This window comes from Thermosynechococcus sp. GLH187 (assembly GCF_031583395.1).
Classification (GTDB): Bacteria; Cyanobacteriota; Cyanobacteriia; order Thermosynechococcales; family Thermosynechococcaceae; genus Thermosynechococcus.
The window spans coordinates 1,089,776-1,112,708 of record NZ_CP134175.1; the positions used below are offsets into that span (position 1 = coordinate 1,089,776).

General features: G+C 54.1%; 22 protein-coding genes. 3 read left to right on the forward strand and 19 right to left on the reverse strand.

The window, feature by feature from the left end:
* Positions 1-73 precede the first annotated feature (73 nt).
* The 7 genes from RHI63_RS05050 to msrB all read right to left on the reverse strand — a co-directional run bounded on the left by RHI63_RS05050 (position 74) and on the right by msrB (position 7,450).
* Entirely contained in the window at positions 74-1,819 is a 1,746-nt protein-coding gene (locus RHI63_RS05050) for a ribonuclease J (RefSeq protein ID WP_206201342.1), read from the reverse strand.
* Between the two features lie 58 nt (positions 1,820-1,877).
* Positions 1,878-2,768 carry a 4-hydroxy-tetrahydrodipicolinate synthase gene (gene dapA / locus RHI63_RS05055; RefSeq protein WP_302679018.1) on the reverse strand — a complete coding sequence of 297 codons (891 nt, stop codon included), beginning with the start codon at positions 2,766-2,768 and terminating at the stop codon, positions 1,878-1,880.
* The gene (locus RHI63_RS05060; protein WP_310821962.1) at positions 2,765-3,205 is read right to left on the reverse strand and encodes a hypothetical protein; all 441 of its coding nucleotides are present in this window, start codon (positions 3,203-3,205) and stop codon (positions 2,765-2,767) included. The genes dapA and RHI63_RS05060 overlap by 4 nt, the downstream gene beginning before the upstream one ends.
* A 6-nt stretch (positions 3,206-3,211) precedes the next feature.
* Complete coding sequence (proC, locus tag RHI63_RS05065; protein ID WP_206201345.1) at positions 3,212-4,033, reverse strand: pyrroline-5-carboxylate reductase; 822 nt, start codon at positions 4,031-4,033, stop codon at positions 3,212-3,214.
* Positions 4,008-4,577, reverse strand: coding sequence for a cell division protein SepF (locus tag RHI63_RS05070; RefSeq protein ID WP_206201346.1), 570 nt, complete (start codon positions 4,575-4,577; stop codon positions 4,008-4,010). Before RHI63_RS05070 ends, proC begins: the two co-directional genes overlap by 26 nt.
* A gap of 288 nt (positions 4,578-4,865) precedes the next feature.
* Positions 4,866-7,046: a GAF domain-containing protein gene (locus RHI63_RS05075; protein ID WP_310821963.1), complete on the reverse strand. Its 2,181-nt coding sequence runs from the start codon at positions 7,044-7,046 to the stop codon at positions 4,866-4,868.
* Positions 7,046-7,450 (reverse strand): peptide-methionine (R)-S-oxide reductase MsrB, encoded by a 405-nt coding sequence (msrB, locus tag RHI63_RS05080; RefSeq protein WP_206201348.1) that lies wholly within the window; start codon positions 7,448-7,450, stop codon positions 7,046-7,048. The genes RHI63_RS05075 and msrB overlap by 1 nt, the downstream gene beginning before the upstream one ends.
* A 128-nt stretch (positions 7,451-7,578) precedes the next feature.
* Between msrB and RHI63_RS05085 the strand changes: the two genes are divergently transcribed.
* Complete coding sequence (locus RHI63_RS05085; protein WP_206201349.1) at positions 7,579-8,955, forward strand: isochorismate synthase MenF; 1,377 nt, start codon at positions 7,579-7,581, stop codon at positions 8,953-8,955.
* Here the strand turns inward: RHI63_RS05085 and RHI63_RS05090 are convergent.
* The 7 genes from RHI63_RS05090 to RHI63_RS05120 form a co-directional block, all read right to left on the reverse strand.
* Entirely contained in the window at positions 8,952-9,260 is a 309-nt protein-coding gene (locus RHI63_RS05090) for a hypothetical protein (RefSeq protein WP_226971987.1), read from the reverse strand. The two genes, RHI63_RS05085 and RHI63_RS05090, sit on opposite strands and share 4 nt — an antisense overlap.
* Before the next feature lie 178 nt (positions 9,261-9,438).
* Positions 9,439-10,599, reverse strand: coding sequence for a ferredoxin--NADP reductase (petH, locus tag RHI63_RS05095; protein WP_310821964.1), 1,161 nt, complete (start codon positions 10,597-10,599; stop codon positions 9,439-9,441).
* A gap of 147 nt (positions 10,600-10,746) precedes the next feature.
* Positions 10,747-11,769 (reverse strand): diguanylate cyclase domain-containing protein, encoded by a 1,023-nt coding sequence (locus tag RHI63_RS05100; protein WP_310453412.1) that lies wholly within the window; start codon positions 11,767-11,769, stop codon positions 10,747-10,749.
* Between the two features lie 34 nt (positions 11,770-11,803).
* On the reverse strand, positions 11,804-12,361 hold the full coding sequence (locus tag RHI63_RS05105) for a methanogen output domain 1-containing protein (protein WP_206201353.1): 558 nt from the start codon (positions 12,359-12,361) through the stop codon (positions 11,804-11,806).
* A 151-nt stretch (positions 12,362-12,512) separates the two neighbouring features.
* On the reverse strand, positions 12,513-12,977 hold the full coding sequence (locus RHI63_RS05110) for a PAM68 family protein (RefSeq protein ID WP_206201354.1): 465 nt from the start codon (positions 12,975-12,977) through the stop codon (positions 12,513-12,515).
* 5 nt (positions 12,978-12,982) lie between these two features.
* On the reverse strand, positions 12,983-13,252 hold the full coding sequence (gene rpsO, locus RHI63_RS05115) for a 30S ribosomal protein S15 (RefSeq protein WP_206201355.1): 270 nt from the start codon (positions 13,250-13,252) through the stop codon (positions 12,983-12,985).
* Positions 13,253-13,358: 106 nt separating this feature from the next.
* Positions 13,359-14,399, reverse strand: coding sequence for a LysR family transcriptional regulator (locus RHI63_RS05120; protein WP_310744911.1), 1,041 nt, complete (start codon positions 14,397-14,399; stop codon positions 13,359-13,361).
* A gap of 373 nt (positions 14,400-14,772) precedes the next feature.
* Between RHI63_RS05120 and RHI63_RS05125 the strand changes: the two genes are divergently transcribed.
* The gene (locus RHI63_RS05125) at positions 14,773-16,950 is read left to right on the forward strand and encodes a CHASE2 domain-containing serine/threonine-protein kinase (RefSeq protein WP_302676583.1); all 2,178 of its coding nucleotides are present in this window, start codon (positions 14,773-14,775) and stop codon (positions 16,948-16,950) included.
* On the forward strand, positions 16,947-17,207 hold the full coding sequence (locus RHI63_RS05130; protein WP_206201358.1) for a FeoA family protein: 261 nt from the start codon (positions 16,947-16,949) through the stop codon (positions 17,205-17,207). Before RHI63_RS05125 ends, RHI63_RS05130 begins: the two co-directional genes overlap by 4 nt.
* Here RHI63_RS05130 and RHI63_RS05135 read toward each other — a convergent pair.
* From RHI63_RS05135 to RHI63_RS05155, 5 genes are all read right to left on the reverse strand, one after another.
* Positions 17,190-18,821 carry a CTP synthase gene (locus tag RHI63_RS05135; RefSeq protein WP_206201359.1) on the reverse strand — a complete coding sequence of 544 codons (1,632 nt, stop codon included), beginning with the start codon at positions 18,819-18,821 and terminating at the stop codon, positions 17,190-17,192. The genes RHI63_RS05130 and RHI63_RS05135 overlap by 18 nt on opposite strands.
* Before the next feature lie 79 nt (positions 18,822-18,900).
* Entirely contained in the window at positions 18,901-19,245 is a 345-nt protein-coding gene (locus RHI63_RS05140) for a helix-turn-helix transcriptional regulator (RefSeq protein ID WP_206201360.1), read from the reverse strand.
* Positions 19,246-19,362: 117 nt separating this feature from the next.
* A complete protein-coding gene (locus RHI63_RS05145) occupies positions 19,363-21,048 on the reverse strand; it encodes a B12-binding domain-containing radical SAM protein (RefSeq protein ID WP_206201361.1) in 1,686 nt (561 codons plus the stop codon).
* 69 nt (positions 21,049-21,117) lie between these two features.
* Positions 21,118-21,903 (reverse strand): 3',5'-cyclic-AMP phosphodiesterase, encoded by a 786-nt coding sequence (gene cpdA / locus RHI63_RS05150; protein ID WP_310438436.1) that lies wholly within the window; start codon positions 21,901-21,903, stop codon positions 21,118-21,120.
* 62 nt (positions 21,904-21,965) lie between these two features.
* The gene (locus RHI63_RS05155) at positions 21,966-22,904 is read right to left on the reverse strand and encodes a DMT family transporter (protein WP_399364969.1); all 939 of its coding nucleotides are present in this window, start codon (positions 22,902-22,904) and stop codon (positions 21,966-21,968) included.
* Positions 22,905-22,933: the final 29 nt, after the last annotated feature.

Genomic DNA, 22,933 nt, shown 5'->3' on the forward strand with positions numbered 1-22,933 from the left:
CAGCGGCAACAAAAATAAACGGGCAGGGATGCCCTACAAAATAGGCACCTTCTCCTGCCCAAGGGGCTTGATGCTAGCCAACCACAGAAGCGGTGCTGCGACGCCGCCGAATTCCTGTCGTCACAGTGGGGGTGACTTCGATGGGTTGCAGAAGCAATAGGACTGAGGCATTGCCCTGAAGTTCACGGCGCACCAGTCGCACCAGTTCGCGTTCAATGTGGGCTTTGACCCCTGCCCAATCGATATCGCCGTTGCGGGCATATTCACTCCAGCGATCGCTCAAAGCAGTTTCGACCGTGGCATGTACCCAAGCCTGCCAAGCCTGTGGCTCAATCGCCGTGACCACACCCCGCAGGTGGACTTCAGGAGTAGCTTTCAGACTGCCATCAGTACCCACCGCCACCGCCACGGTGATAATGCCTTCCTCAGCCAGTTGTTGTCGCTCTTGCAGCACATGGGCTTTGACAATGCCACCGCGATCCAGTAACTCAATACCAGCAGGTACCTTATCGACGACCCGAATCGAGTCACGGGTGAGTTCCACCACATCGCCGTTGTCAATAATCACCATATTCTCCGGGGGAATGCCCATGCTCTGAGCCGTTTGGGCATGTTTCACCAGCATGCGGTGCTCGCCATGTACGGGCAAAAAGAACTTGGGCTTCGTCAAGGCCAGCATTAGCTTTTGATCCTCTTGGCAGGCATGGCCAGAGACGTGGATGCCCTGTTCGCGACCGTAGATGACTTTGGCGCCTTGCATCATCAGGCGATCGATCATGTTGACCACGGCAATCGTGTTCCCCGGAATGGGGTGAGCCGAGAGAATCACAGTATCGCCGGGGCGAATTTTAATTTTGTTGTGTTCCCCTTTGGAAATCCGCGTCAGGGCAGACAGAGGTTCCCCTTGGGAGCCAGTGGTCAGGTACATCACCTGATGATCGGGGTACTTGTGCATCATGTGCAGTGGCACAAAGAGATCGTCTGGGCAGTGAATGTAGCCCAACTGCCGCGCATGGGCAATGACATTGAGCATCGATCGCCCCAAGACCGAAACCACGCGGCCATGCTTTTGCGCCAATTCCAAGGCCATACTGAGGCGATGTACCGAAGAGGCAAAGGTGGTAAAAATAATCCGCCCCTCTGCTTGGCTAAAGGCACGATCCAAGTTGGGAAACACCGATCGCTCCGAGGGGGTGTGGCCGGGCACTTCCGAGTTGGTGGAGTCACTAATGAGACAGAGAACCCCCTTTTCTCCATGCTCTGCCAGCCGCTGAATGTCAAAGCACTCGCCATCAACGGGGGTAAAGTCAAATTTGAAATCCCCGGTGTGGATAATCACGCCAATGGGGGTATGAATCGCCACGGAGAAGCTATCGGCAATGGAATGGGTATTGCGGATATACTCCACAAGGAAGTTTTTGCCCAAACGCACCATCTCCCGCGGCTGTACCGTGCGCAGTTCGGTGCGATCGCCAACCCCTGCCTCTTCCAGTTTCCCTTGGAGCAGTGCCATCGCGAGACGCGGGCCATAGATGACGGGAATATCAAACTGCTTGAGATGAAAGGGGATGCCACCAATGTGATCTTCATGACCATGGGTCACAATCATTCCCTTGATTTTTTCGCGGTTTTGCCGCAGGTACGTCATATCGGGTAAGACGATATTGACCCCATGCATGCCATCAGTGGGAAAAGCTAACCCTGCGTCCAGCAAAATAATTTCATCTTGGAATTCAAAAACACAGGTGTTCTTGCCAATTTCGTGCAGCCCACCGAGGGGAATAATTTTTAGGGCAGCAGTTGCAGCGGATTGACTCATAGGTCTCCTTACGATGAAACAACAAAAAGGTGCAGCTTGGGAAATGCCCAGCGTTGTCTTAAGACTTCAGTAGGCCAAGAGCATCTAAAACAGGCTTCAATTGGTCAATCACAGCGTCACTCGCAGACGTGAGGGGCAGTCGGGGAGCACCCACCGCCCAACCTTGCAGGCTGAGGGCAGCTTTGATCGGAATCGGATTCGTCGTCACAAATAAAACCTTGAACAGGGGCAATAGTTGACAATGAATAGCAGTCGCTGTTGCTGTGTCGCCTTGGATAAAAGCTTGGATCATCTCTTGAATCCGTCGACCAACAAGGTGACTGGCCACACTGACGACACCATAACCACCCACGGCCAGCAATGGCAACGTTAGGGAATCATCCCCAGAGTAAATGCGAAAATGTGGCGGCAGCTGGGCACGAAGGGTGCTGGCTTGGTCAAGGTTGCCACTGGCCTCTTTGATGGCAATAATGTTGGGATATTCGGCAAGGCGGATGACGGTTTCAGGGAGTAGATTTTGCCCTGTACGGCCGGGGATGTTGTAGAGCATGAGGGGAAAGTCCGGCACTGCCTTGGCGATCGCCTGAAAATGGGCATAGAGTCCTTCTTGAGGGGGTTTGTTGTAGTAGGGTACCACCAAGAGGGCACCATCGAGGCCGAGTTCTGCGGCCTTTGCCGTGGCATGAATGGCTTCACGAGTGGAGTTGGAACCCGTACCTGCAATCACCTTGGCTTTGCCTGCCACAGCCTGCTGCACTGTTTGAAAGAGTTGAAATTCCTCTTCCCAAGTGAGGGTGGGGGATTCGCCGGTAGTGCCGCAAACAACAATACCATCGGAACCGTTGGCCACAAGGTGCTGTGCCAGTTCTGCCGCCACATCGTAGGCGATCGCGCCATCCTCTGTAAATGGCGTAATCATGGCGGTAATCACACGTCCAAAGTCAGTCACAGTCCACCCTCAGCCAAGTCCCGTTGTAGTTGCCCAATGGTAACCGCGCGGCTGTACACGCGCCGGCGATCGCCCAAGGTTTCTAAAATAATGGCTCCGCGTCGCCAGCTTTGGGGCGATCGGTAAATCGCCAAATTATTGTCGGTCTCTACACTTCCATAGCCGTTATTCCTCAGCCATGCCTCCAGTTGTGGCATTTGTGGCAGTGACACCGCCAGAACTTTCGTGTGATGCCAATAGGCCGCGATCGCTCCCACGACGACCCCCACGACTAGTCCCCAACGGTAGGGCAGGGGAGACAACAGACTCCAGTGGCAAATTTGGCTCAAACTCAAGGCAGTGATGGCAGTGACACAGGCAAAGTAGTCAATGAACACCACCTTCACATCTAAGCCTTCAATGGCGGGGGGGTCAGCGGTTGTGGCAGAGTTGGGCATAGGCACTTAGTTGAGGGCTTGGGCACGCTCGTAGGCCGCTTTTACCGTTTGCATGAGGGTTCCACGCACACCAGCAGCTTCCAGTACTTCGAGACCCGCAATGGTTGTCCCCGCAGGACTGGTGACCGCATCCTTGAGTTGCGCCGGATGCAGCCCGCGCTCATTAAGTAATTGTACTGTGCCTGCTATTGTGCCATAAACGAGTTCCTGTGTCAGCGATCGCGATAGCCCCACTGCCACCCCCGCATCGCATAGTGCCTCCACCATCAGGGCAACAAAGGCAGGCCCTGAGCCAGAAAGTGCGGTGACTGCGTCCATTTGCCCTTCACTGACAGCCACCACCTGCCCCAGTACCCCTAACAAATTCTTAATCTTGCGAATCTCCAGTTCACTGGCGGCACTATCGCTAACAAGGGCAATCACGCCGGCGCCCACTTGGGCTGGTGTATTCGGCATCGCCCGAAAGATCAACCGCTGGGGAAACAGTCGCCGCAGCCGCCCACTGTTGATCCCTGCCATAATGGAAAGGGCAACGCCAGTGCCCTGAGCTACCGGCGTATCCGCCAGTTCTGACTCAATATCGGCAAAGACCTGTGGCTTGACCGCCAGTAGGAGCGTTTCGGCTGTAGCGACTTCTAGGTTCGTTGTCACCCTGACCCCATAGGTGTGGGCTAGATACTGCTGCCGCTGAGGCGATCGCGCCGATACCCACACCTGCTCTGGCAAGAGACCATCTGCCAGCAACCGCGAAAGCATTGCCTCCGCCATGCGGCCACAGCCAATGATTCCAAGAGCCGGCACCCTAGGCACTACGCTGTTGTTGGGCATTCATCCCCCAAGCGGGTGGGGGGGCAACAGGTGTGGTAGCTGGGCGAACGCCACCCACTTGCGTACTCACTTGCACACAGCTCGGTGTAAACAGGAAAATGCTTTCACCAATACGCTCTTGGTGACCATCAATCGTGAACGTGGCACCGGCAACAAAATCCACTGAGCGTTGGGCTTGCTCTGGCTCCATCAAGGTCAGATTTAGCACCACAGACTTCCGCTCTTTAAGAGCCTTGATCACCTCAGGCATTTCACTAAAACTGCGGGGCTGCATCACCAAAACTTCCGCCACTGCCCCCCACCAACGACCGGCATTGGGCATCCCAATCACATTCGAAGGAGCTGATCCCGTCGGCACTGAACCAGTGGCAACTGAGGGAGACGGACTAGTGTCAAAGTCATGACTCAGGGTTGGCCGCGATGCGGGCAGCGGTTCCACCTCCGGTTCCGTGGTTAGCGTTCGTGCCGTTCCTTGAGGGTATTCCTCATCGTAGATGTCAGTCTCTGGGGTTAGGCCCATGAGGTCACGGAGTTTGCCCAACATAACGACTCACTATTGCTCCTAATAAATAAATGTATGAGTTGTAAGAGTTTTCTGACGTGCCGTAGCGGAGTCACCGCGACAGGTCAGAGGGATAAAAGCCAGATGATATGTTTCATGTCTTAACAATCCTAGTTTCGTGGCTAAAAGGGAACCTATGCACAAACGCCCACGAGAGTTGAGTTAAAACAGAAAGGTTCAACTGGCCATTTTACAGGAAACCGGGAGAAAACGATGAAGTTGGCCTTAAGTCTCTCGCTTTTCCTTGGGTTTGTCAAGGGTAACAATGCTCTAAATTGGGTTGGCTAAGGGAATCCGAAACCAAAACGTCGCTCCCTGCGCATCGCCCTCTTTGACGCCGATTTCACCCCCATGAGCGATAATAATTTCTCGGCAGAGATACAGACCTAAACCAATGCCCGTGCGATGGTGGTTTGCACCGCCACGATAATAGAGATCAAAAAGGTGCGATCGCTGGTCAGGGCGGATGCCGACGCCATCATCCTTGACGGTGCAGTAAAGGCTATCTCCCTGTTCCTCTGCCGTCAGGGTGATGGTGATCCCGGGACGATTGTGTTTGAGGGCGTTGGTGATCAAATTCTCATAGACTCGCCGCAGTTGCATAGGATCAACAGGCACAAGGGGCAACGTGGGGGGGATATCAAGTTTCACGGTGGCTTTATTTTTCTGGAGCAGCGGTTGTAGCTCCGCCAAGATCTCCTTGACAAGCGTGGCTAAGGATGTGGGCGCGATCGCCAAAGAGAGGGAAGGTTGCTGATCCACGTCAATGTGCAGCAGTGTTTCAATCAGATGTAGTTGCCGCTGCTGGCTATGCTGAATACAGGTCAAGGTGCTGCGGGGCACAGGAATCGTGTCGCTGGTGTCGTTCTGCAAGAGATGGTTAATGACCATCAGGGTACCTAGGACAGGGGTGCGTAAATCATGGGATACGGCATGCAAAAAGACATCCTTGAGGTGGTTGAGTTCCTCTAGTTCACGCATTTTTTGCTGCAACTGCTCGGTGCGTTCTGCCACCTGCTGTTCCAAATTGGCATTCAAGGCCGCCAGTTGTTGATAAAGTTCTGCTTGTTGCAGGGCGATCGCCACCTGAGTCGCCAACTGCTCCAAAAAAGCGCGCTCGTAGGGCTGCCACTCTCGCGGGCGGTCACATTGGTGGACTCCCAGTAAAAAGCACGGGCCCTGGGGCTGATGTTGGATCGGAATCAGCAGACAAGACTGGATATGGTGCGCTGCATACACCTGTCGCAGATGGGGATCAAGCATTTCCCGCTCCCAGGAGAGTGTGGCCGGTGTGGTCAGCAGCCGTGAACGGTAATGCACGTTTTGCAGGAGAGCCTCAAGATTCGTGTGCCACTGGGGCGCCATCGCCGCCGCCACCACTTGAATCTCCTCTGTCCTCGGATCAAAAGAGACAATAAACACGCGATCGCTGAGGAGATAGCGGCGCACTTCCACCACCGTGGTATTGAGAATCTCTGGCAATTCCAGCGTTTGGCGAATGCGCAGGGCAATTTCCGCCAGCAGTTGTTGCCGTTGGGCAGCCAATTGTACGTTCTGTTCAGCGGTTTTGCGTTGGGTAATATCCCGTATTCCCACCACCCTCGCCCAGCGCCCCCGATAGAGAATGGATTTTCCCTGAACCTCAACAATCAGTGCTTCACCACTTTTGGTGCGAGCAAGGGCTTCAAAGGGAACATCAATGGGCTGCTGAATTCGCTCTAAAATCAGCGATCGCGCCTCTGGATGGGTCAGCAACAACACCGACTGCCCCACTAGTTCTGAAGCCGTATAACCAAACAGCCGTTCAGTTGCGGCGTTGACATCAAGAATTGTCCCCTGCTCATGGATGACTACTGCCTCAGAGGTGGCTTGAAAGAAGGTGGCTAAGCGGGCTTCGCTTTCCTCTAGTGCTCTGAGGGCACGGTGGCGATCGCGACTTTCTACCACCAAAGACACCAGATCCGCGAGGGAAGCGGCAAACTGCTCTTCGGCAATAGTCCACTGGCGGGGTGAACCAATGTGTTCGTGGCAGAGGATGCCAATCATGCTCCCTTCAACCCAAATCGGCACATCCAACAGCGAGGTAATGCCAAGAGGTTCTAAATAGGTCTTGCGAAACTCCCGCGTGCGGGGATCGTGCCAAGCGTCATGGGCCGTAATCGTGCGCTCCTGTTCAAGGGCAGCAAAATAGTCGGGGTAATGACTAGCAGTGAGGGTCATCCCCACCGTAAAGGCCTGGGGCGACTGCTGAAACAACTGCACACATTGAATTTGCTGGCGATCGCCCGAATAAAACCACAGACTCACCCGTGCCACATTGAGACTGCGGGCACTCGTCCAGAGAATGTCCTGCAAAATCTCCTCAAAGTTTGCTCCGTGGAACGGCTGCCGCCGCGCCAGTTCTACCAAAATGCGGTTGAGACTTTGCAGTTGTTCAATCACGGGGGTCATCAAGAGGCGGCAGAGTCAGGGATAAATTCCAGTGCCGCTGAGTTAATGCAGTAGCGCAGTCCCGTGGGTGGCGGGCCATCCTCAAAGACATGGCCGAGGTGGGCATCACAGACATTACAGAGAACTTCTGTGCGCACCATGCCATGGGACAGATCCCGCTCCATGCGGATATTTTTGGGGTCAAGGGGTTGCCAAAAACTCGGCCAGCCACTGCCAGAGTCATACTTGGTCTCAGAGCGAAAGAGCGGCGTGCCACAGCAGACACAGCGATAGAGTCCGGGCTTTTTGTTATTCCAGTAGCAGCCCGTAAAGGCGCGCTCCGTTCCCTTCTTGCGGGTGACATAGTACTGCTCAGGGGTAAGTTGAGCTTGCCATTCCGCATCTGTTTTCACAACCTTAGCCATGTTTGCCTCAGAAATAGACCGTGATCCTACTCCTCAGCATACTCAGGCAGACAGGGAAGTTCCAGTCTTTTTGCCAAAGGTTCCCTGCCAAGGGGAAAATGTAAGGGCAATCTTGACCTTGTTTGGTTATGCCCGTTTCGCTGCCCCTTACTTTTGATTTGGCCTCTGAGTCCGAGTTTTATACTCAGGTCAGCGCTGGAATGCAGGCAGCACAGCAGGCCAATTGTCAGTTCCTCAGTTTAGGCATCTCCTTACCCACCGTTGATCCCCTGATGCTGTTGGCTGGCCTGATGCAGGTCAGTGGCGAAAGTGAGCATTTTTACCTTGAGCAAGCGGGAGAGATTGTTGCTGCCTGTGGTGCGGTGGCGACCCGCAGTGTTCAGGGACATCAACGGTTTGGGGAACTCCAGCGTTTTAGTGAACAAATCCTCAGCCGAGTGTGGGCGATTGCTCCAGCCGAACCGCGCCTGTTCTGTCAATTTAGTTTTTGGGATCACCTAGGCTCTAACTGGGGGTTCTTACCCCGCTGGCAGGTGATTCAGCGTCTGGATCAGGTTTGGCTCACCCTTAGTTGTGCCTTAGAGACCAGTACACCCCATCGCCTCTGGCAAGACTGGCAACTAGTGCAGCGGGCACTGACCCACATTCTGGCTGATCCGCCCCCCTGTCCACCACCACTGGCGATCGCTCTTCCGCCTCTAGCTGAGCAATACGGGCAATTTATTACCAGTGTCCAGCAGGCTCTCAAGCTCCTTGAGGAGGGAGACCTCGAAAAATTGGTTTTGGCCGCTGCCCTCACCCTAGAGCAGCCTCAGGGGTTCAACTGGCTGGGAACGTTGCAAAATCTGCGTCAGCAGTACGCCAATTGCTACATCTTTAGTGTTGGCCAAGAGCGGCAGCAGGTCTTTTTGGGGGCGAGTCCCGAACGCTTGGTCAAGATTGCCGATGGCGTTCTCTGTGCCGATGCTTTGGCGGGTTCCCGTCCCCGTGGGCAAACCCAACAGGAGGATCAAAGCCTGCGCAATGGCCTTTACCACAGCCCCAAGGAACGCTACGAGCATCAGGTCATTGTTGAATTTCTCTGCCAAACCCTCCAACAGTTGGGCATGACCTGTGAGGTGCCTCCCAAACCGCACATCCTTGAGCTAAGTCATATCCAACATCTGCAAACGCTGATTCAGGCCCCGCTGCCGCAACCCATTCATATTCTCCAAGGGGTGGCGGCCTTACATCCAACGCCCGCAGTGGCGGGGTATCCTGCTTCACGGGCACAGGACTGGCTGCGGCAACTGGAACCCTTTGATCGCAATGGCTATGCTGCTCCCCTTGGTTGGGTGACACCCAGCGGAGAAGGGGAATTCATTGTCGGAATTCGCTCTGCCCACCTTCAGGGCAACCATGCCCATCTTTTTGCTGGGGCGGGGATTGTCAAAGGCTCTCACCCGGAACGGGAATGGCAGGAAATCCTGTGGAAATTTCAGACGATGATCTCAGCTTTGGCTTAGCGCAGGGGGGGCTGTTTTTTGCTCATCGTCAGCATCGGCAAGGGCTGGGAGGATTGGGGCGGCAGCGCATACTGGGGCACTTTCTCAGGGAGAGGACGTTCGGGCGATCGCTGGAGCAGGCGATAGAGCAGCGCGCTGCCCATCAAACCTAGACCCAATAGCAGCAGACCGTTGTAGCCCCCCAAGCCACCAATGGTCGAATCCACACCTCCCATTAGCAGAAGGAAGGCGGAGATGGGTTCTTTACGGTAGGCTTTGCGCAGAAAGCGAGGATAAATCATAGGCGATCGCTGGGTACTCACCATTAGAAGAATACGAGAATGCTCATGACTTGGCGTTAAATAGGTTACATTTTAGCGACCCTACGCCACACATTGATTTCTCAGTAACAGCTCGATCAGGTGATTTACTTCTATCCTGACAGATCCAAAGGGCACTTGGCATTGAGGAAAAAAGGGGGCGATCGCCCCCCAACTGATCTCCCTAGTAGGTTTCCACGTGCCAACGGCCTTCTTTTTTGAGCGTGCCCTTGAGGAACTCTTGCCAATCGGCACCATTTTTGGCTGCCGCTGCTGCCATTGCTTCATCAATACCCGGCTCCATCCCCTTCAGACCACAAATATACACATGGGTGTTTTTCTTCTGCAGGAGTTGCCAGATTTCATCCGCATGCTCAGCAATGCGACCTTGGATGTACATCTTGCCGCCGTCGGGGGTTTTCTGCTCACGGCTAATGGCATAGGTGAGGCGGAACTGATCGGGATACTTTGCCTGCAGTTCTTCTAACTCATCCTTGTAGAGGATATTCGCGGTATAGGCAACGCCAAAGAAGAGCCATGCCAGACCCTTGAATTGATAGTCTGGATTATTTTCTTTGAACATGCGCCACAAAAAGGCACGGAAGGGGGCAATCCCCGTTCCTGTTGCCAACATAATGATCGTTGCTTCTGGATCATCGGGCAGGAGCATTTCCTTACCCACGGGCCCAGTGATTTTCACTTCATCGCCAGGTTGCAGTTGGTTCAGGTAAGAAGAACAGACCCCATAGATGGTTTCGCCGGTTTCTTTGTCCTTGTACTCTAGGCGCCGCACACACAGGGAGACGGTTTTATCATCTTGAAAGTCGCCGTGGCGGGTCGAGGCAATCGAGTAGAGGCGCAGCTTGTGGGGTTTGCCGTTGGCGTCAGTACCCGCAGGAATAATGCCAATACTTTGGCCTTCGAGATAGCGCAACTCGGTACCAGAGATGTCAAAGATGATATGCTTGACGGTTCCCTCGCCCCCTTCGCGCACCAACTCTTCATTGGAAATGACCTTACCAATGCAGGGATTATTGGGACGATAGATATTGACGGGAATATCAACTTTCTTTTCTTTAACAGGGGCAGTACCATTATTGGATACGGGTTCCGTGGTGGCAGCCAAGGGCGCAGCTGTACCATCGAGGGGTTGAATGCTGACAATTTTGCCCCCCCAGCGGGTAATCTGCTGCATAAACTGATTCATGCGGTCATAGGGAACGTTGAAAAATTGACTGCCACTGTTGCGGATGGCATAGTCGGTTTTATCGGTTTCGGCATTTTGTCGCAGTCCCACCACTTCATAGCGAAACATCCGACTGCCAGAATTCGTCGCATTGTACATGGGCTACACAATCTCCAAAAATTTACTCAGCTTTACATTCTGCAACACAACGTCCCAACCGCGATCAACTATCACGTTTTGGCTAGGGGATTGCCGTGCTTTGGCCACCCACATTATATCTAGCAGGGGCAGCTACAGGGGCTTTCCCTAGGGGTAGGACTGAATTTCTTGGCTGGAAGAGACAGGCGCACTCATCCAAGCATAGGTTTGTAACACATAGCGATCGCGCCCTGAGCGTTTGGCCTCGTACAAGGCAGCATCAGCAGTCGCTACCAGCTCCGCCATTGGGCAGTCCCTAAGGGTGGCGCTCACGATGCAAATGCCGGCACTGACGGTGAGGTAGGGTTGCACTGGTGAACTGGCATGGGGAATCCCTAGGCTGCGAATGTAGTTAAAAATCCGCTCTAAAACGCAAATGGCAACGTCATGGTGGGTGTGGCGCAACAGGAGAATAAACTCTTCACCGCCATAGCGAGCCACGAGATCAGCTTCCCGCACTTGGGATTTAATGGCGTGGGCTACCCGTTGCAGGGCGCGATCGCCCGCCAGATGGCCATAGGTGTCGTTGTAGCGCTTGAAGTGGTCAATATCCAGCAGGGCAATGGCAAAGGGGGTATGGGTGGTGGCCGATTCCCGCCAAGCTGTCCGCAGACAGGCTTCAAAGGCACGGCGATTTGCCAATTTAGTCAGGCTATCTTGCTGTGAGACCCCCTGTAGGTGGCGATTTTCCGCCTCTAGCTGTTTTTGCCGCTGCTGTAGCTCCACAATTAGAGCTGTTTGCCGGGCCATTTGCTCTTGCAAGCGCTGAAACTGCTGCCGTTGGACGATGAACTGTCGCAGAAAACGGGGCTGGCGAAACAGGCGCAGGAGAATCAAGGGGGGCTGGCAACGGTGGATACCCACGGCTTCCACTTCGATTTTTTGTCCTTGGTGGCTGCGGAGGCTGCCGGGTACCATTTGGGTGGCTTGCTGCCAAAGGGGCAGCCATTGATGCAGTTTCTCTGGCGGGGTGACCACCAGTTCACTGAGGCTGCGACCCAGAACGTTGCCGCCGAAAAATTCACGACCGCTAGGGTTAATGGCCACAATTTGGCCTTGGACATTCATGACCAGCGTTGGCTCTGGCAACAGATCGATCCATGCGCCAATATCGAGTGTAAAGTCGCTCATCTTAACCCCGCCGGAATGTAAGGACTTGACTGGCTTAGACTGACTCAATGCGATAGTATTCTCGCCCCTTGGCCGCTGAGGCCGCAGCAGTAGGTTGGGTATAGATCACCACGTGGCACCCTTGATCCCCATTGGCGATCGCCTTTTCAATACAGACCTTGGCATAGCCCAAATGGTGCGCCACAATCACGCCAAACACATTTGAGGTCATCATGCACAACGAGGGATGACCCACCACGCCACTGCCAAGGGGACAACGCTGATTCCCTAAGATAATACGTTCCTCATCCTGCTCAATCAGGAAAAATCCCCCTTCAATGCGATTTTTGAGATCCACAAGAATTTGGGCAACCGTCTTGGCATCAAGGGGGCGATCGCCAAGGGCTTGAGTGTAGAGAGCGTTGATTTGATTGCCCATTTGCTGCCCTACAAGGGCAATAAACCCAGAGGCATCATCGAGACCCACGACATCTTCTAGCGTCTCCGCTACCAACCCCAGCAAATTTTGCAGAAAGATCGAGGACTGTAGGCTGATTTGCAGATTCCCTATCTCTATGGGAGTCTCAACAGGGGACGGTTCAGTGGCTGTCATGGGTAGTGCCCTCAGGGAACGGCGGTTAAGCGACCCTCACTGCCCGAGTGTATAGTAAATAAATCGAGAAAAGCAACTGGAATTCATCAAGAATTCTTTATACTTTTTTGATTTTTTAATCAGAAGCTGCTCCTCGTCTCAAGGGGTGCGCTCACTCGGCATTTTGCGATCGCTGAGCCTGATAGGCCTGCCAACTCTCGACCACACGACCAAAATTGGTGCGAAACTCTCGCCAGCCGAGCCAACTTCCCTGCTCGTGCTCATCCCAAGATGCAGAAAGAATGCCATAGCTCAGTCCCAGCGCCCCAAGGCCAAACAGGCCTAAGCTAACGATAACCACTGCCACATTGGGCAACTTGAACCAGCCCTCGTGGACGACCAAATAGCTCAGGGGAAACGTCATCAATCCCAAAAGCGTGGGGGTACCACAGCAGATTGCCATCCGGGTAACCATGCGTTGGCTGACAATTTCTGGAATGCCTGTACTTTTTTTGGCTGGCTTGGCTGGGGATTTTGGGGTATTAGAACGGACGGCTGCGGCAGCAGGAGCTTTGGCAGACTTGGTTGCTCCTTTTTTCTTTTTAGGCTCAAAAGGCAGATCCGACCGTTTTGCCATTGTCTTTAACCCCGAATTCCTAGACGTTCAATGAGTTGGCGATAGCGCTGGGCATCGTGGCGATGGATATAGGCCAGTAGCCGCTTGCGACGGCCAATAATTTTCAGCAGTCCTCGGCGAGAGGCGTGATCTTTTTTATTCGCCTTGAGATGCTCAGAAAGCTGCTTGATCCGCTCCGTGAGGATGGCAACTTGGACATCCGCAGAGCCAGTATCGGTACCGTGGATCTGGTAGGTGTTGATGATTTCTTGTTTAATGTCGTGTTGCAGGGCCATGGTCATCAGTTATGAACAGCGCGATCTATTATCATACTCCGATCTTTTGAAATAATAAACTCTCCTGAGCGCGACTATTCTGCCTGTTGGCTGCCACTGCGTCGCCCTAAGAATTACTGACATTGGTGCTGTTGTCCTCAAGGGGGGCGATCGTCAGCAGTTCCTTAAGGGGTTTTTCACTATCGGAGATGGGGGACTTGGCCGTTGTCAGTTCTGTATCAATGGCAAAGGTGGCGAATTGGGTGAGAATTTCACGGCAGAAGACCTCGGCTGCCCGCGATCGGTAGCGATTGGGATTGGTAATCAGTGACAGGGTGCGTTTCACCACCACATTTTCGATACCCATCCGCCGTAGGCTCCCCAGTTGTAACTCCTTCTCAATGGCGGAAATGGAGACAAAGGCAGCCCCCAAGCCCGACTGCACGGCGTTTTTAATCGCCTCAATGGAATTCAGCTCCATCTCCACCTTCAGGCGGCGGGGGTCAATGTTGGCGCGCTGCAGCACCTGATCAATCACCTTGCGAATGGTGGATTGGGCATCGAGAGCAATAAAGCCCAGCTTGTACAAGTCTTCTTTGGTGAGGGTTTCAGCACTAGCCAAGGGATGATCCACGGGTAAAACCAGTGCCAGTTCATCCTCAGCATAGGGGGTGACGGTAATTTGCTCGCTGAGTTCTGAGGGAACTTCACCACCAATAATTGCCAGATCAATTTGACCGTTGACCAAGCTCCAGCAGGTGCGGCGGGTGGAATGCACATGCAGTTGAACAGCGACTTCGGGATATTTGCTGCGAAACAGGCCAATCATGCGGGGCATCAGGTAGGTGCCGGTGGTTTGGCTGGCTCCAATGATCAATGTCCCCCCCTGCAATTTTTGTAAGTCTTCGATGGCACGGCAGGCTTCATGGCACAGGGAGAGAATTTGATCGCCGTAAGCCAGTAGGAGTTGTCCGGCTTCGGTGAGTTGGGCACGGCGTCCCCCGCGGTCAAATAGGGGAACATCCAGTTGGCGCTCAAGGTTTTGCACCTGTAAACTCACTGCGGGTTGGGAGACGTAAAGGCTGTCAGCGGCTCGCTTAAAGCTTCCTTCGAGGGCGATCGCCTTCAGGATGCGCAATTGATCAAGGGAAAAGGGCAGTTCGGACATAGGCATTGAGGCCATAGGCGTGCCACTAAGAGGCGTTTTTCTGAACTTATCAGGAATCATGCCCAATTGATATCTATCCCCGCACAAGAAAGCTGAGTTTGGCTTGCCAGTGACGCAAAATAGCACATCTGAAACCTATTGTAAGGGTTCAGTTTCCCCCGCGCGATCGCTGACTTTTGTTACATGTTGTTACATTATTGCGCTGGGGAGCAAGCGATCGCCATCTAGCACCAAGAGAACAGTGACCTCTATTGGCTGTATATCCCGTTGCTCATCCCCTAGCAGCAGCGGAAAGGGAAGATGGCGGTTCGCTAAAATCGATCTAGTGATGCTCTCAAGGCGCCGCTGCACAATTGCGCGAGGAGTTGAAATCGTGCCCTACCCTTGGCCAAAATGGCTGCCGATGCCGGTTGTTGCCACCACACTGGGAGTAGCCGCTGTGGTGATCGGTGTGCGCCAACTGGGACTGCTTCAGCCGTCGGAACTGAGTCTGTATGACTTCTATGTGCGATCGCAACCCGCCCGTGACCCTGATTCGCGTATCCTGACGGTGCTGGTAACGGAGCAGGACATCCAAGCCCAAAAAACGTGGCCCCTGCCGGATGCTACCGTTGCCGATCTCCTCACCCGCCTCAATGCCGCTAGCCCGCGTGCCATTGGCTTGGATATTTTCCGCGATTTGCCCCACCCCCCCGCCCACGACGAGCTGCAAAACATGATTCGCATCAACCCGCGCATTATTCCAGTGTGCAAATCAACGGGGGAAACAGCGGAGCAACCCGAAGTGCCGCCACCACCCAGTATTCCCGCAGCACAGGTGCCAGAGCGAGTGGGCTTTGCCGATATCCCCCTCGATAATGATGGTGTCATTCGCCGCAATCTATTTGTGATCAGCAATCCTAAGGCACAGCGGTGTACAACGCCCTTTTCCTTTGCCCTGATGCTGGCACTGCGCTACCTAGAACAAGACCCCGCTCAGACTATCAAACTCGATGACAAGGGTTTGACGCTCAATGATGTGCATTTTCCCCTCCTCAGCAGCGATGCCGGTGGCTATGTGGGGGTGGACGATCGCGGCATGCAAACCCTGCTGAAGTACCGCTCACGCACCGCAGTGGGGCCAACGGTTTCCCTAACGGATGTACTGACTGGACGAGTGAGCGAAGACCTGATTCGCGATCGCGTCGTTTTGATTGGGGTGTCTGCGCCGAGCATCAAGGATATTTTCCTCACCCCCTATAGCGGTAGTGATGCCGTGACGCAGCAAATGCCGGGGGTGGTTGTCCATGGCCAGATGGTGAGTCAATTCCTGAGTGCGGCCCTCGACGGCGAAAGTCCCATTTGGTATTGGCCGCTGCCGGTGGTGCTTGGCTGGATTCTGCTGTGGGCTGGGGTGGGCAGTGTCCTTGGCTGGTGGTTGCGGCAACCGCTGTGGTTGGGGGGCGCGGTAGTGGGGGGACTCATTGTCCTTTTTGGTGGCGGCTTTGGCATTTTTGTGATCGGGAGTGGCTGGATTCCCGTGGTGCCGCCGGCGATCGCCCTGGTGCTCAGCAGTGTCGGCATGGTTGGCTATGTGAGTTATCAAGCGCAGCAGGAGCAAAAATCTTTCCAAGAAAAAGTACAGGAACAGGAAAAAGCCTTGGCGCTGTTGCGATCGCTGATGGCCGAGGATACGGCAGCCCTCAATGCAGCCCTGCGAGAACCCACAGAAATTACCGGCAAACCCCGTTCTCTCCTCAGTGGTCGCTACAAAATCCAAAAAGTCTTGGGGTCAGGGGGCTTTGGCCGCACCTATTTGGCTCAGGATACCCAGCGACCGGGGAACCCCCTCTGTGTGGTCAAGCATTTGCGACCGGGACGCACCGATGAGCGCTTTATGCAGGTGGCGCGACGGCTCTTTCATACCGAAGCAGAAATCCTTGAAAAGTTAGGACGCCACGATCAAATTCCCCTCTTGCTGGCCTATGTTGAGGAAAATCAGGAATTCTATCTAGTGCAGGAGTTTATTGATGGTGCTTCCCTAAGTGAGGAGCTGAAACGCAAACACACGGAAGCCGAAGCCACCCAACTCCTACGGGAAATCTTGGAAGTGCTGAGTTTTGTCCACAGTCACTATGTGATTCACCGCGATATTAAGCCCGACAATATTATTCGCCGTGCCAGCGATCGCAAGCTGGTGCTGATTGACTTTGGAGCGGTGAAACAAATTCAACCCCAAGAAGTGAAGCAAACCCAAGGGAGCACCGTGATTATTGGCACAATGGGCTACGCCCCCCCCGAACAACTCTCTGGACAGCCCACCCTCAGCAGCGATATTTACGCTGTGGGTATGATTGTGCTGCAGGCTTTAACGGGCATTAAACCCCGCGATCTTCCCCGAGACCCCCGCACGGGTGAAGTGGATTGGCAACAGTGCGTTACAGTCAGTGAGCGGCTAGCGGCAGTGCTAAATAAAATGGTGAAGTTTAACTTTAGCGATCGCTATCCCTCCGCCAAGGAAGCCCTTCAGGACGTGCGGCGCTTGGGAACCCCTGCTGCATCTGTTTCATGAGGCGGCCTGTGTTGCTGTCTGAACTGCCCCTTGGGACGCTGGCACGCATCACTGCCATTGAGGGAACCCCTGCTTGGCAACGCCGCCTTGCAGCCGTGGGATTGACGGTCGGCCAAACCGTCACCCTGTTGCGTCGTGCCCCCTTCAGTCAAACCTTGGCCGTACGGGTGGGTGCCCTGACCGATGTGGCCATACGGGCAACAGATGCTAGCACTATCCTTGTGGAACCGCTGCGAAATCTAGAGGCTTGGGACTAACTGGGCATCCTCACGGTTAGAATCCTTGGCTGCTGCTGCCAGCAAACCGTAAAAGAGAGGATGAGGCGCATTGGGACGGGAACGAAACTCGGGGTGAAACTGCACCGCAATAAAGAAGGGGTGAGCCGGATACTCGATAATTTCTACTAAGCGGCCATCAGGCGAGGTGCCCGTAATTTGATAGCCCGTTTCCAAAAAAAGGCTGCGATAGGCATTATTAAACTCGTAGCGATGGCGGTGCCGCTCGTAGATGACCGTCTCCCCATAGAGCTTTTCGGCAAGGGAATTGGAGGCTAGGCGGCAGGCATACAAGCCCAAGCGCATCGTTCCCCCCAAATCCACAATGTCCTGCTGTTCGGGCAACAGGTGAATCACGGGATGGGGGGTATTGGCATCAAACTCAGCACTGTTGGCATTTTCTAAGCCCGCAATATGGCGTGCCCACTCAATGACGGCACACTGCATCCCCAAGCACAGCCCTAAAAAGGGAATCCCCTGCTCACGGGCGTACTGAATAGCCGCAATTTTCCCTTCGACCCCGCGGATGCCAAAGCCCCCCGGCACAACGATGGCCGCCACATTGCTGAGGGCATTTTCCACCCCGTTTTCAACCACTTCTTCAGAGTTGACCCAGCGGATCCGTAGTTCTTGATCAAGGGCGATCGCCGAGTGCCGCAGGGCTTCCACCACCGAAAGATAGGCATCACTGAGGCGGACATATTTGCCCACAATCGCCACCTCTAAGGGGGTATGGGAACGGTAGAGCCGCTCCACCAGAGCCTGCCACTGACTGAGATCCGGTTGCCGTTGCTCCAAGTTCAAAAGACTCAAAACTTGGGTGGCTAACCCTTCGCGCTCAAGCAGCAGGGGCACTTCATAAATACTTTTGGCATCCGGCGAGGGAATGACACATTCCACAGGGACATCACAAAATTGGGAGAGCTTTTCTTTAATGCCGGGGACAAGGGGGCGATCGCAACGACAGATCAGAATATCCGGCTGAATCCCAATGGAGCGCAATTCCTTCACCGAGTGCTGGGTGGGTTTGGTTTTCATTTCCCCTGCCGAGGGAATCCAAGGCACCAAGGTTACATGCATAAACAGCACATGGTGCCGCCCCACCTCCGTGCGAAACTGACGGATGGCCTCTAGAAAGGGCAGCGACTCAATATCGCCAACGGTTCCCCCAATTTCAATGATCACCACATCGGGGTTTTTGTCCTTCGCTACCCGCAGAATGCGTTCTTTAATCTCATTCGTAATGTGGGGGATGACCTGCACTGTTCCCCCCATATAGTCGCCGCGTCGCTCTTTGTTAATCACCGCTTGGTAAATGGATCCCGTCGTGACGCTATTGAGGCGGGACATGGGGGTATCCGTAAAGCGCTCGTAGTGCCCCAAGTCCAAATCCGTTTCGGCACCATCGTCGGTGACAAACACTTCCCCGTGCTGGAAGGGACTCATCGTGCCTGGATCCACATTGATGTAGGGATCCAGCTTGAGAATTGACACGGAATACTGCCGCGATTTCAAGAGGCGGCCCAGACTGGCGGCAACAATTCCCTTACCAATGCTGGAGACAACACCGCCGGTCACAAAAACATATTTCGTCATTGCTAAATGCTAGTGGTGAGCCGCAAAGGGCATACTCGTAACACGTACGCCACTATTCTCGCATATTGGGGCATGGCGCCTAGGAGAAATTGTGCACCAATTCCTTGACCATTTGGGATTGCTCTTCAATCCGCTGCTTCAGCCGCTGACACACCAGATCACACAGCGGAAAGATCGTCGGGTCAGCAATTTCGTAATAGACGGTAACCCCTTGGGGCTGGCGCCGCACCAGACCTGCCTGAGCAAGGGTTTTCAAGTGCTTTGAGACATTGGCCTGCCCCAAGCCCGTTTCCTGAATAATCTCCGAGACATTGCGTCGTCCCTGTTTCAGGGCACAGAGCACTTGCAGCCGACTCGGTTCCGCCAGCACTTTGAAATAGTCGGCAACGTGGACGAGTAACTCAGGGGAAGGGAGATCAACCATAGGGGATATCGCACACTAGAGACACAGATCAAGATAACTTAGCTTAATGATTCTATTATATGACTGTACAGTAAATAAAGCAGCCCACCCTAGGGATGGGGAATGCTGCGAGGAGCGTTAGCGCAGCTTCACTGGCAACTTGATGGCCGATTTGGGTGAGGTGGCCGTTGTGTTTTTTTGCCGTAGCCGTTGGGCATAGAAGGACGCCGCCTCATCCCCACGGGCACATTCTTGGGCAAAGTTAATCAGATGATGCCCCACCACACCCACGTGGATCACTTGTTCAATTTGGCCTTTTTTCAGGGCCGGCCCTGCCAGTTTCCAGAAGGTCTTGCGGTAGCTGCCCCAAAGCCCCACGTGCCAGAGGAGATTTTTCATGATCCGCAGTCCCCGCAGGATATTTTCGCGGCTGAGGCGAGCTGGGCTATTCGGCACTGCAATGCGGTTGGGATAGGTGTGTTCCATTTGATAGGCAAACCGCTCGTAGAGAAATTCGGGTTCATAGGCCGTTGTGATGGTGCGGCGCCACATTTCCACCACCTCTTCGTAGGGCATGAGGAACTCAACATTGGACTCGCGGTTTTCATCATGGTTGAGGCGACCTTCTGCTTCCAGCCGGCGCCAGAGAGGCGTACGCGGTAGAGCGTGTAGCAGGTTAATTGTCAGAGTGGGAATGTGGGAGGCGCGAATAAACTCAAGGATGCGATCGCCCGTTTGGGGTGTATCGGTATCAAAGCCAATAATGATCCCAGAAACCACTTCCATGCCGTAACGATTGAGGGTTTGCACCGCCTGCAAAATCGGCATACTTAGATTTTGATCCTTGTGGATGGCGTGGAGGGCTTCAGGTTCCGGGGTTTCAATGCCACAGAAAATGGTACAGAAATAGGCCTCCCGCATCATTTCTAGGAGTTTTGGGCTTTGGGCAATGTTCAGGGTCGCTTCGCAGGCAAATTGCAGCGGGTAGCCATTGGCCCTTTGCCAGTGAATGAGGTGCGGCAGTAATTCGGTCACCGCGCGGCGATTGCCAATAAAGTTATCGTCAACGAAATAGACCGCCCCCGGATTCCCAGAAGCCAGCATTGTATCCAGTTCCTTGAGGATTTGCTGCGGCGTTTTCAGGCGCGGATTGCGGCCATAGAGTTCGGGAATATCACAAAACTCACAGCGAAAGGGACAGCCACTAGAAAACTGCACACTGCCGAGGAAGTAATTTTCCATGCGCACGTGCTGGTAGGCAGGCACAGGAAATTCACTCAGGGGTAACCGTGCCGTGGTTTCAAAGATCAGTTGTTGGGGCGGGCGCTGGCTGCCGTACTCGTCAAAGTAAGCAATCATTTTATCGGTGGCATCCCCCAGTTCCCCTAGGTGGAGAATATCCACATCGGGATAGTATTCCGGACAACTGGAGACCGAAGGCCCGCCGAGGGCAGTGAGTTTACCGTGACGATGGGCAATGTCGTTGATTTCTAAAATTTGTGGCCGCTGAATGTGCATGCCGCTAGTAATGACAATATCAGCCCAAGCATAGTCAGCATCGGTTGCTGGCCGTACATTTTCATCAATCAGGCGCACTTCCCAAGATTCTGGAAGATAGGCGGCCACCAACAAAATCCCTTGGGGTGGCATAAAGGCGCGCACCGTGCCCATGAGGGGGTAGGCGTGGTGAAAGGTGCCAAAGGAGCGGCTATAGCGGGGGAAAATGCAGAGAATACGGCGATGATTGCGGGGGGTATAGGGGACTCGACCACTGGTCATCTCGGGAACCGGTTTAATCTCATCGGTGCTCCGACTGAGGTTCATAGCCCACCACTCCTACCTACACGCACTTTTCAATAGGTATAGCCTACAAATGTGTCTATCGCCTAGGTTTTAGTACCCTTTGGCACTAAAGTCCAATGTGAGGGGAATCTCAACCCGCTCAATGTGGGTTCTAAAGGTGCCATCGGGGTATAACGACAGATGACGAAAACCGGGACCAATGGGTTCAAGGGAAAATTCAGGGGCGCGAGGCAAAAACTGGATACAGGTGGAGGGGCAGCCGAGATACATTACCCCTTGCCGCTCGGTGACAAATTCCTGATGAATATGGCCAAAGAGGACAAGCTTCACCTGCGGATGGCGATCCAAAACAGCAAAAAGGTGCTCAGGGTTTTGTAGGCGGCTACTATCAAGCCATGGGGCACCGGTCTCAAAGGGGGGATGGTGCAGGGCAATGAATGTGGGGCGATCGCCCCCGCGACTCAAGGTTGCCTCTAGCCAGCTTAAGGTTTCAGGACGCAATTCACCATGGACTTTGCCATCCGCTTGGGAACTGAGGAGCAGGCCTTGCCAAGTCCCAAGATTGATCTGGCGATCGCCCCTCAGCGGCGGACGTTCCAGCGCCGGCAGCATTACCCTTGGTTCATCATGGTTACCGGGAATCCAATATACGGGACAGGTAAAGTCCCTGAAAGCAGTGGCCAAACGGTCGTAGGTGGTGGCAACGGGTTCCTGTGCCAAGTCTCCCGTCAACAGCAGGGCAGCAGGGGCATGACGGTGAATTACCCCTAAAACAGCAGCTAGGGATTGAGCCGTGGGCAGGCCAAGGAGTCTGCCTTCATCTGTGGCAAATAGATGCAGATCTGATAACTGGATCAGGTGAAAGGGATCATTCATAGACTTGCTGGGGTGTGGGGACGCTGGGCAGGAAACTGACCTATTTGACTGAGGTTAATCGACTACTTTTGATCGACTACTTTAACGCTGACCGAAGTTGCCGATTCCCGCAAGCGAGCGGGTAAGGGGAGTTGTTGCCACCACCGCCCAAGCACTTGGCGCTGATTGATGATGTAAATGCTCATGAGCGTTAGCCCCACCCCCACCAACTGAACCTGACTCAGGGTTTCCCCTAAGAACCAATGCCCAAAGGTGAGGGCAAATACTGGGGTGAGAAAGGTCAGGGCACTGAGACTAGTCAGATTCCCCTTGGCAGCGAAATAGAAAAAGACACCGTAGGACAGGGCACTACCGAAGAGGGTGGCATAGCCCAAATTAAAGACATCCGGCCACTGTAGAGCCGCCCAAGGTGCTGGGGTATTCAGGCTCGGCAAGAGCAAGAGGGGCAACCCGCCCAAGACCATGTGCCAGCCGGTAGCCACAACGGGATCCGCATAGCGTGCCAAGGGACGCATGAGAATGGTTCCCACGGCCATTGAGAGGGCAGCCAACAGCATCCACAGTTCACCTCGCTGCCACCACTGTCCCCAAGGAATACCTTGCCATGCGCTGGGTTGATGGAGCAACGTCAAGAGATCATCGCCTAGACCAATACCACTAATGCCCACTAAGCCAAGAAATAACCCCAGCCAGCCCCAGCCGCCAACGCGCTCTTGATATAGCCAGCGGGACAGCAATGCCACCGCAAGGGGTTGGGAGTCAATCATGACAGAACCCAGCCCGGCTCCCGTTTTTGCTAAGCCAGTGGCCAGAAACCCCTGAAATAAAAAGCCATCCACAAGGGCAAAAAGACTAATCCATCCCCACGCCCGTAAGCTATTGGGTTGGGGCTTACCGAGGGCGATCGCCACCGCTAAAACCAACAGGCCTGCGGGCACAAGGCGCACACCGGCAACCCACAGCGGCGAGGTATGGGGCATCACCTCTTTCATGGCCACCATGGCAGTTCCCCAAAAGAAAAAGGGGGAAA

Excerpts from the sequence above, each read along its gene's own strand:
- RHI63_RS05050 (WP_206201342.1), bottom strand. The coding sequence starts at position 1,819 with ATGAGTCAATCCGCTGCAACTGCTGCCCTAAAAATTATTCCCCTCGGT.
- RHI63_RS05060 (WP_310821962.1), bottom strand. The coding sequence starts at position 3,205 with ATGCCCAACTCTGCCACAACCGCTGACCCCCCCGCCATTGAAGGCTTA.
- proC (WP_206201345.1), bottom strand. The coding sequence starts at position 4,033 with ATGCCCAACAACAGCGTAGTGCCTAGGGTGCCGGCTCTTGGAATCATT.
- RHI63_RS05070 (WP_206201346.1), bottom strand. The coding sequence starts at position 4,577 with ATGTTGGGCAAACTCCGTGACCTCATGGGCCTAACCCCAGAGACTGAC.
- RHI63_RS05075 (WP_310821963.1), bottom strand. The coding sequence starts at position 7,046 with ATGACCCCCGTGATTGAACAACTGCAAAGTCTCAACCGCATTTTGGTA.
- msrB (WP_206201348.1), bottom strand. The coding sequence starts at position 7,450 with ATGGCTAAGGTTGTGAAAACAGATGCGGAATGGCAAGCTCAACTTACC.
- RHI63_RS05085 (WP_206201349.1), top strand. The coding sequence starts at position 7,579 with ATGCCCGTTTCGCTGCCCCTTACTTTTGATTTGGCCTCTGAGTCCGAG.
- RHI63_RS05090 (WP_226971987.1), bottom strand. The coding sequence starts at position 9,260 with ATGGTGAGTACCCAGCGATCGCCTATGATTTATCCTCGCTTTCTGCGC.
- petH (WP_310821964.1), bottom strand. The coding sequence starts at position 10,599 with ATGTACAATGCGACGAATTCTGGCAGTCGGATGTTTCGCTATGAAGTG.
- RHI63_RS05100 (WP_310453412.1), bottom strand. The coding sequence starts at position 11,769 with ATGAGCGACTTTACACTCGATATTGGCGCATGGATCGATCTGTTGCCA.
- RHI63_RS05105 (WP_206201353.1), bottom strand. The coding sequence starts at position 12,361 with ATGACAGCCACTGAACCGTCCCCTGTTGAGACTCCCATAGAGATAGGG.
- RHI63_RS05110 (WP_206201354.1), bottom strand. The coding sequence starts at position 12,977 with ATGGCAAAACGGTCGGATCTGCCTTTTGAGCCTAAAAAGAAAAAAGGA.
- rpsO (WP_206201355.1), bottom strand. The coding sequence starts at position 13,252 with ATGGCCCTGCAACACGACATTAAACAAGAAATCATCAACACCTACCAG.
- RHI63_RS05120 (WP_310744911.1), bottom strand. The coding sequence starts at position 14,399 with ATGTCCGAACTGCCCTTTTCCCTTGATCAATTGCGCATCCTGAAGGCG.
- RHI63_RS05130 (WP_206201358.1), top strand. The coding sequence starts at position 16,947 with ATGAGGCGGCCTGTGTTGCTGTCTGAACTGCCCCTTGGGACGCTGGCA.
- RHI63_RS05135 (WP_206201359.1), bottom strand. The coding sequence starts at position 18,821 with ATGACGAAATATGTTTTTGTGACCGGCGGTGTTGTCTCCAGCATTGGT.
- RHI63_RS05140 (WP_206201360.1), bottom strand. The coding sequence starts at position 19,245 with ATGGTTGATCTCCCTTCCCCTGAGTTACTCGTCCACGTTGCCGACTAT.
- RHI63_RS05145 (WP_206201361.1), bottom strand. The coding sequence starts at position 21,048 with ATGAACCTCAGTCGGAGCACCGATGAGATTAAACCGGTTCCCGAGATG.
- cpdA (WP_310438436.1), bottom strand. The coding sequence starts at position 21,903 with ATGAATGATCCCTTTCACCTGATCCAGTTATCAGATCTGCATCTATTT.
- RHI63_RS05155 (WP_399364969.1), bottom strand. The coding sequence starts at position 22,904 with ATGGTGGCCATGAAAGAGGTGATGCCCCATACCTCGCCGCTGTGGGTT.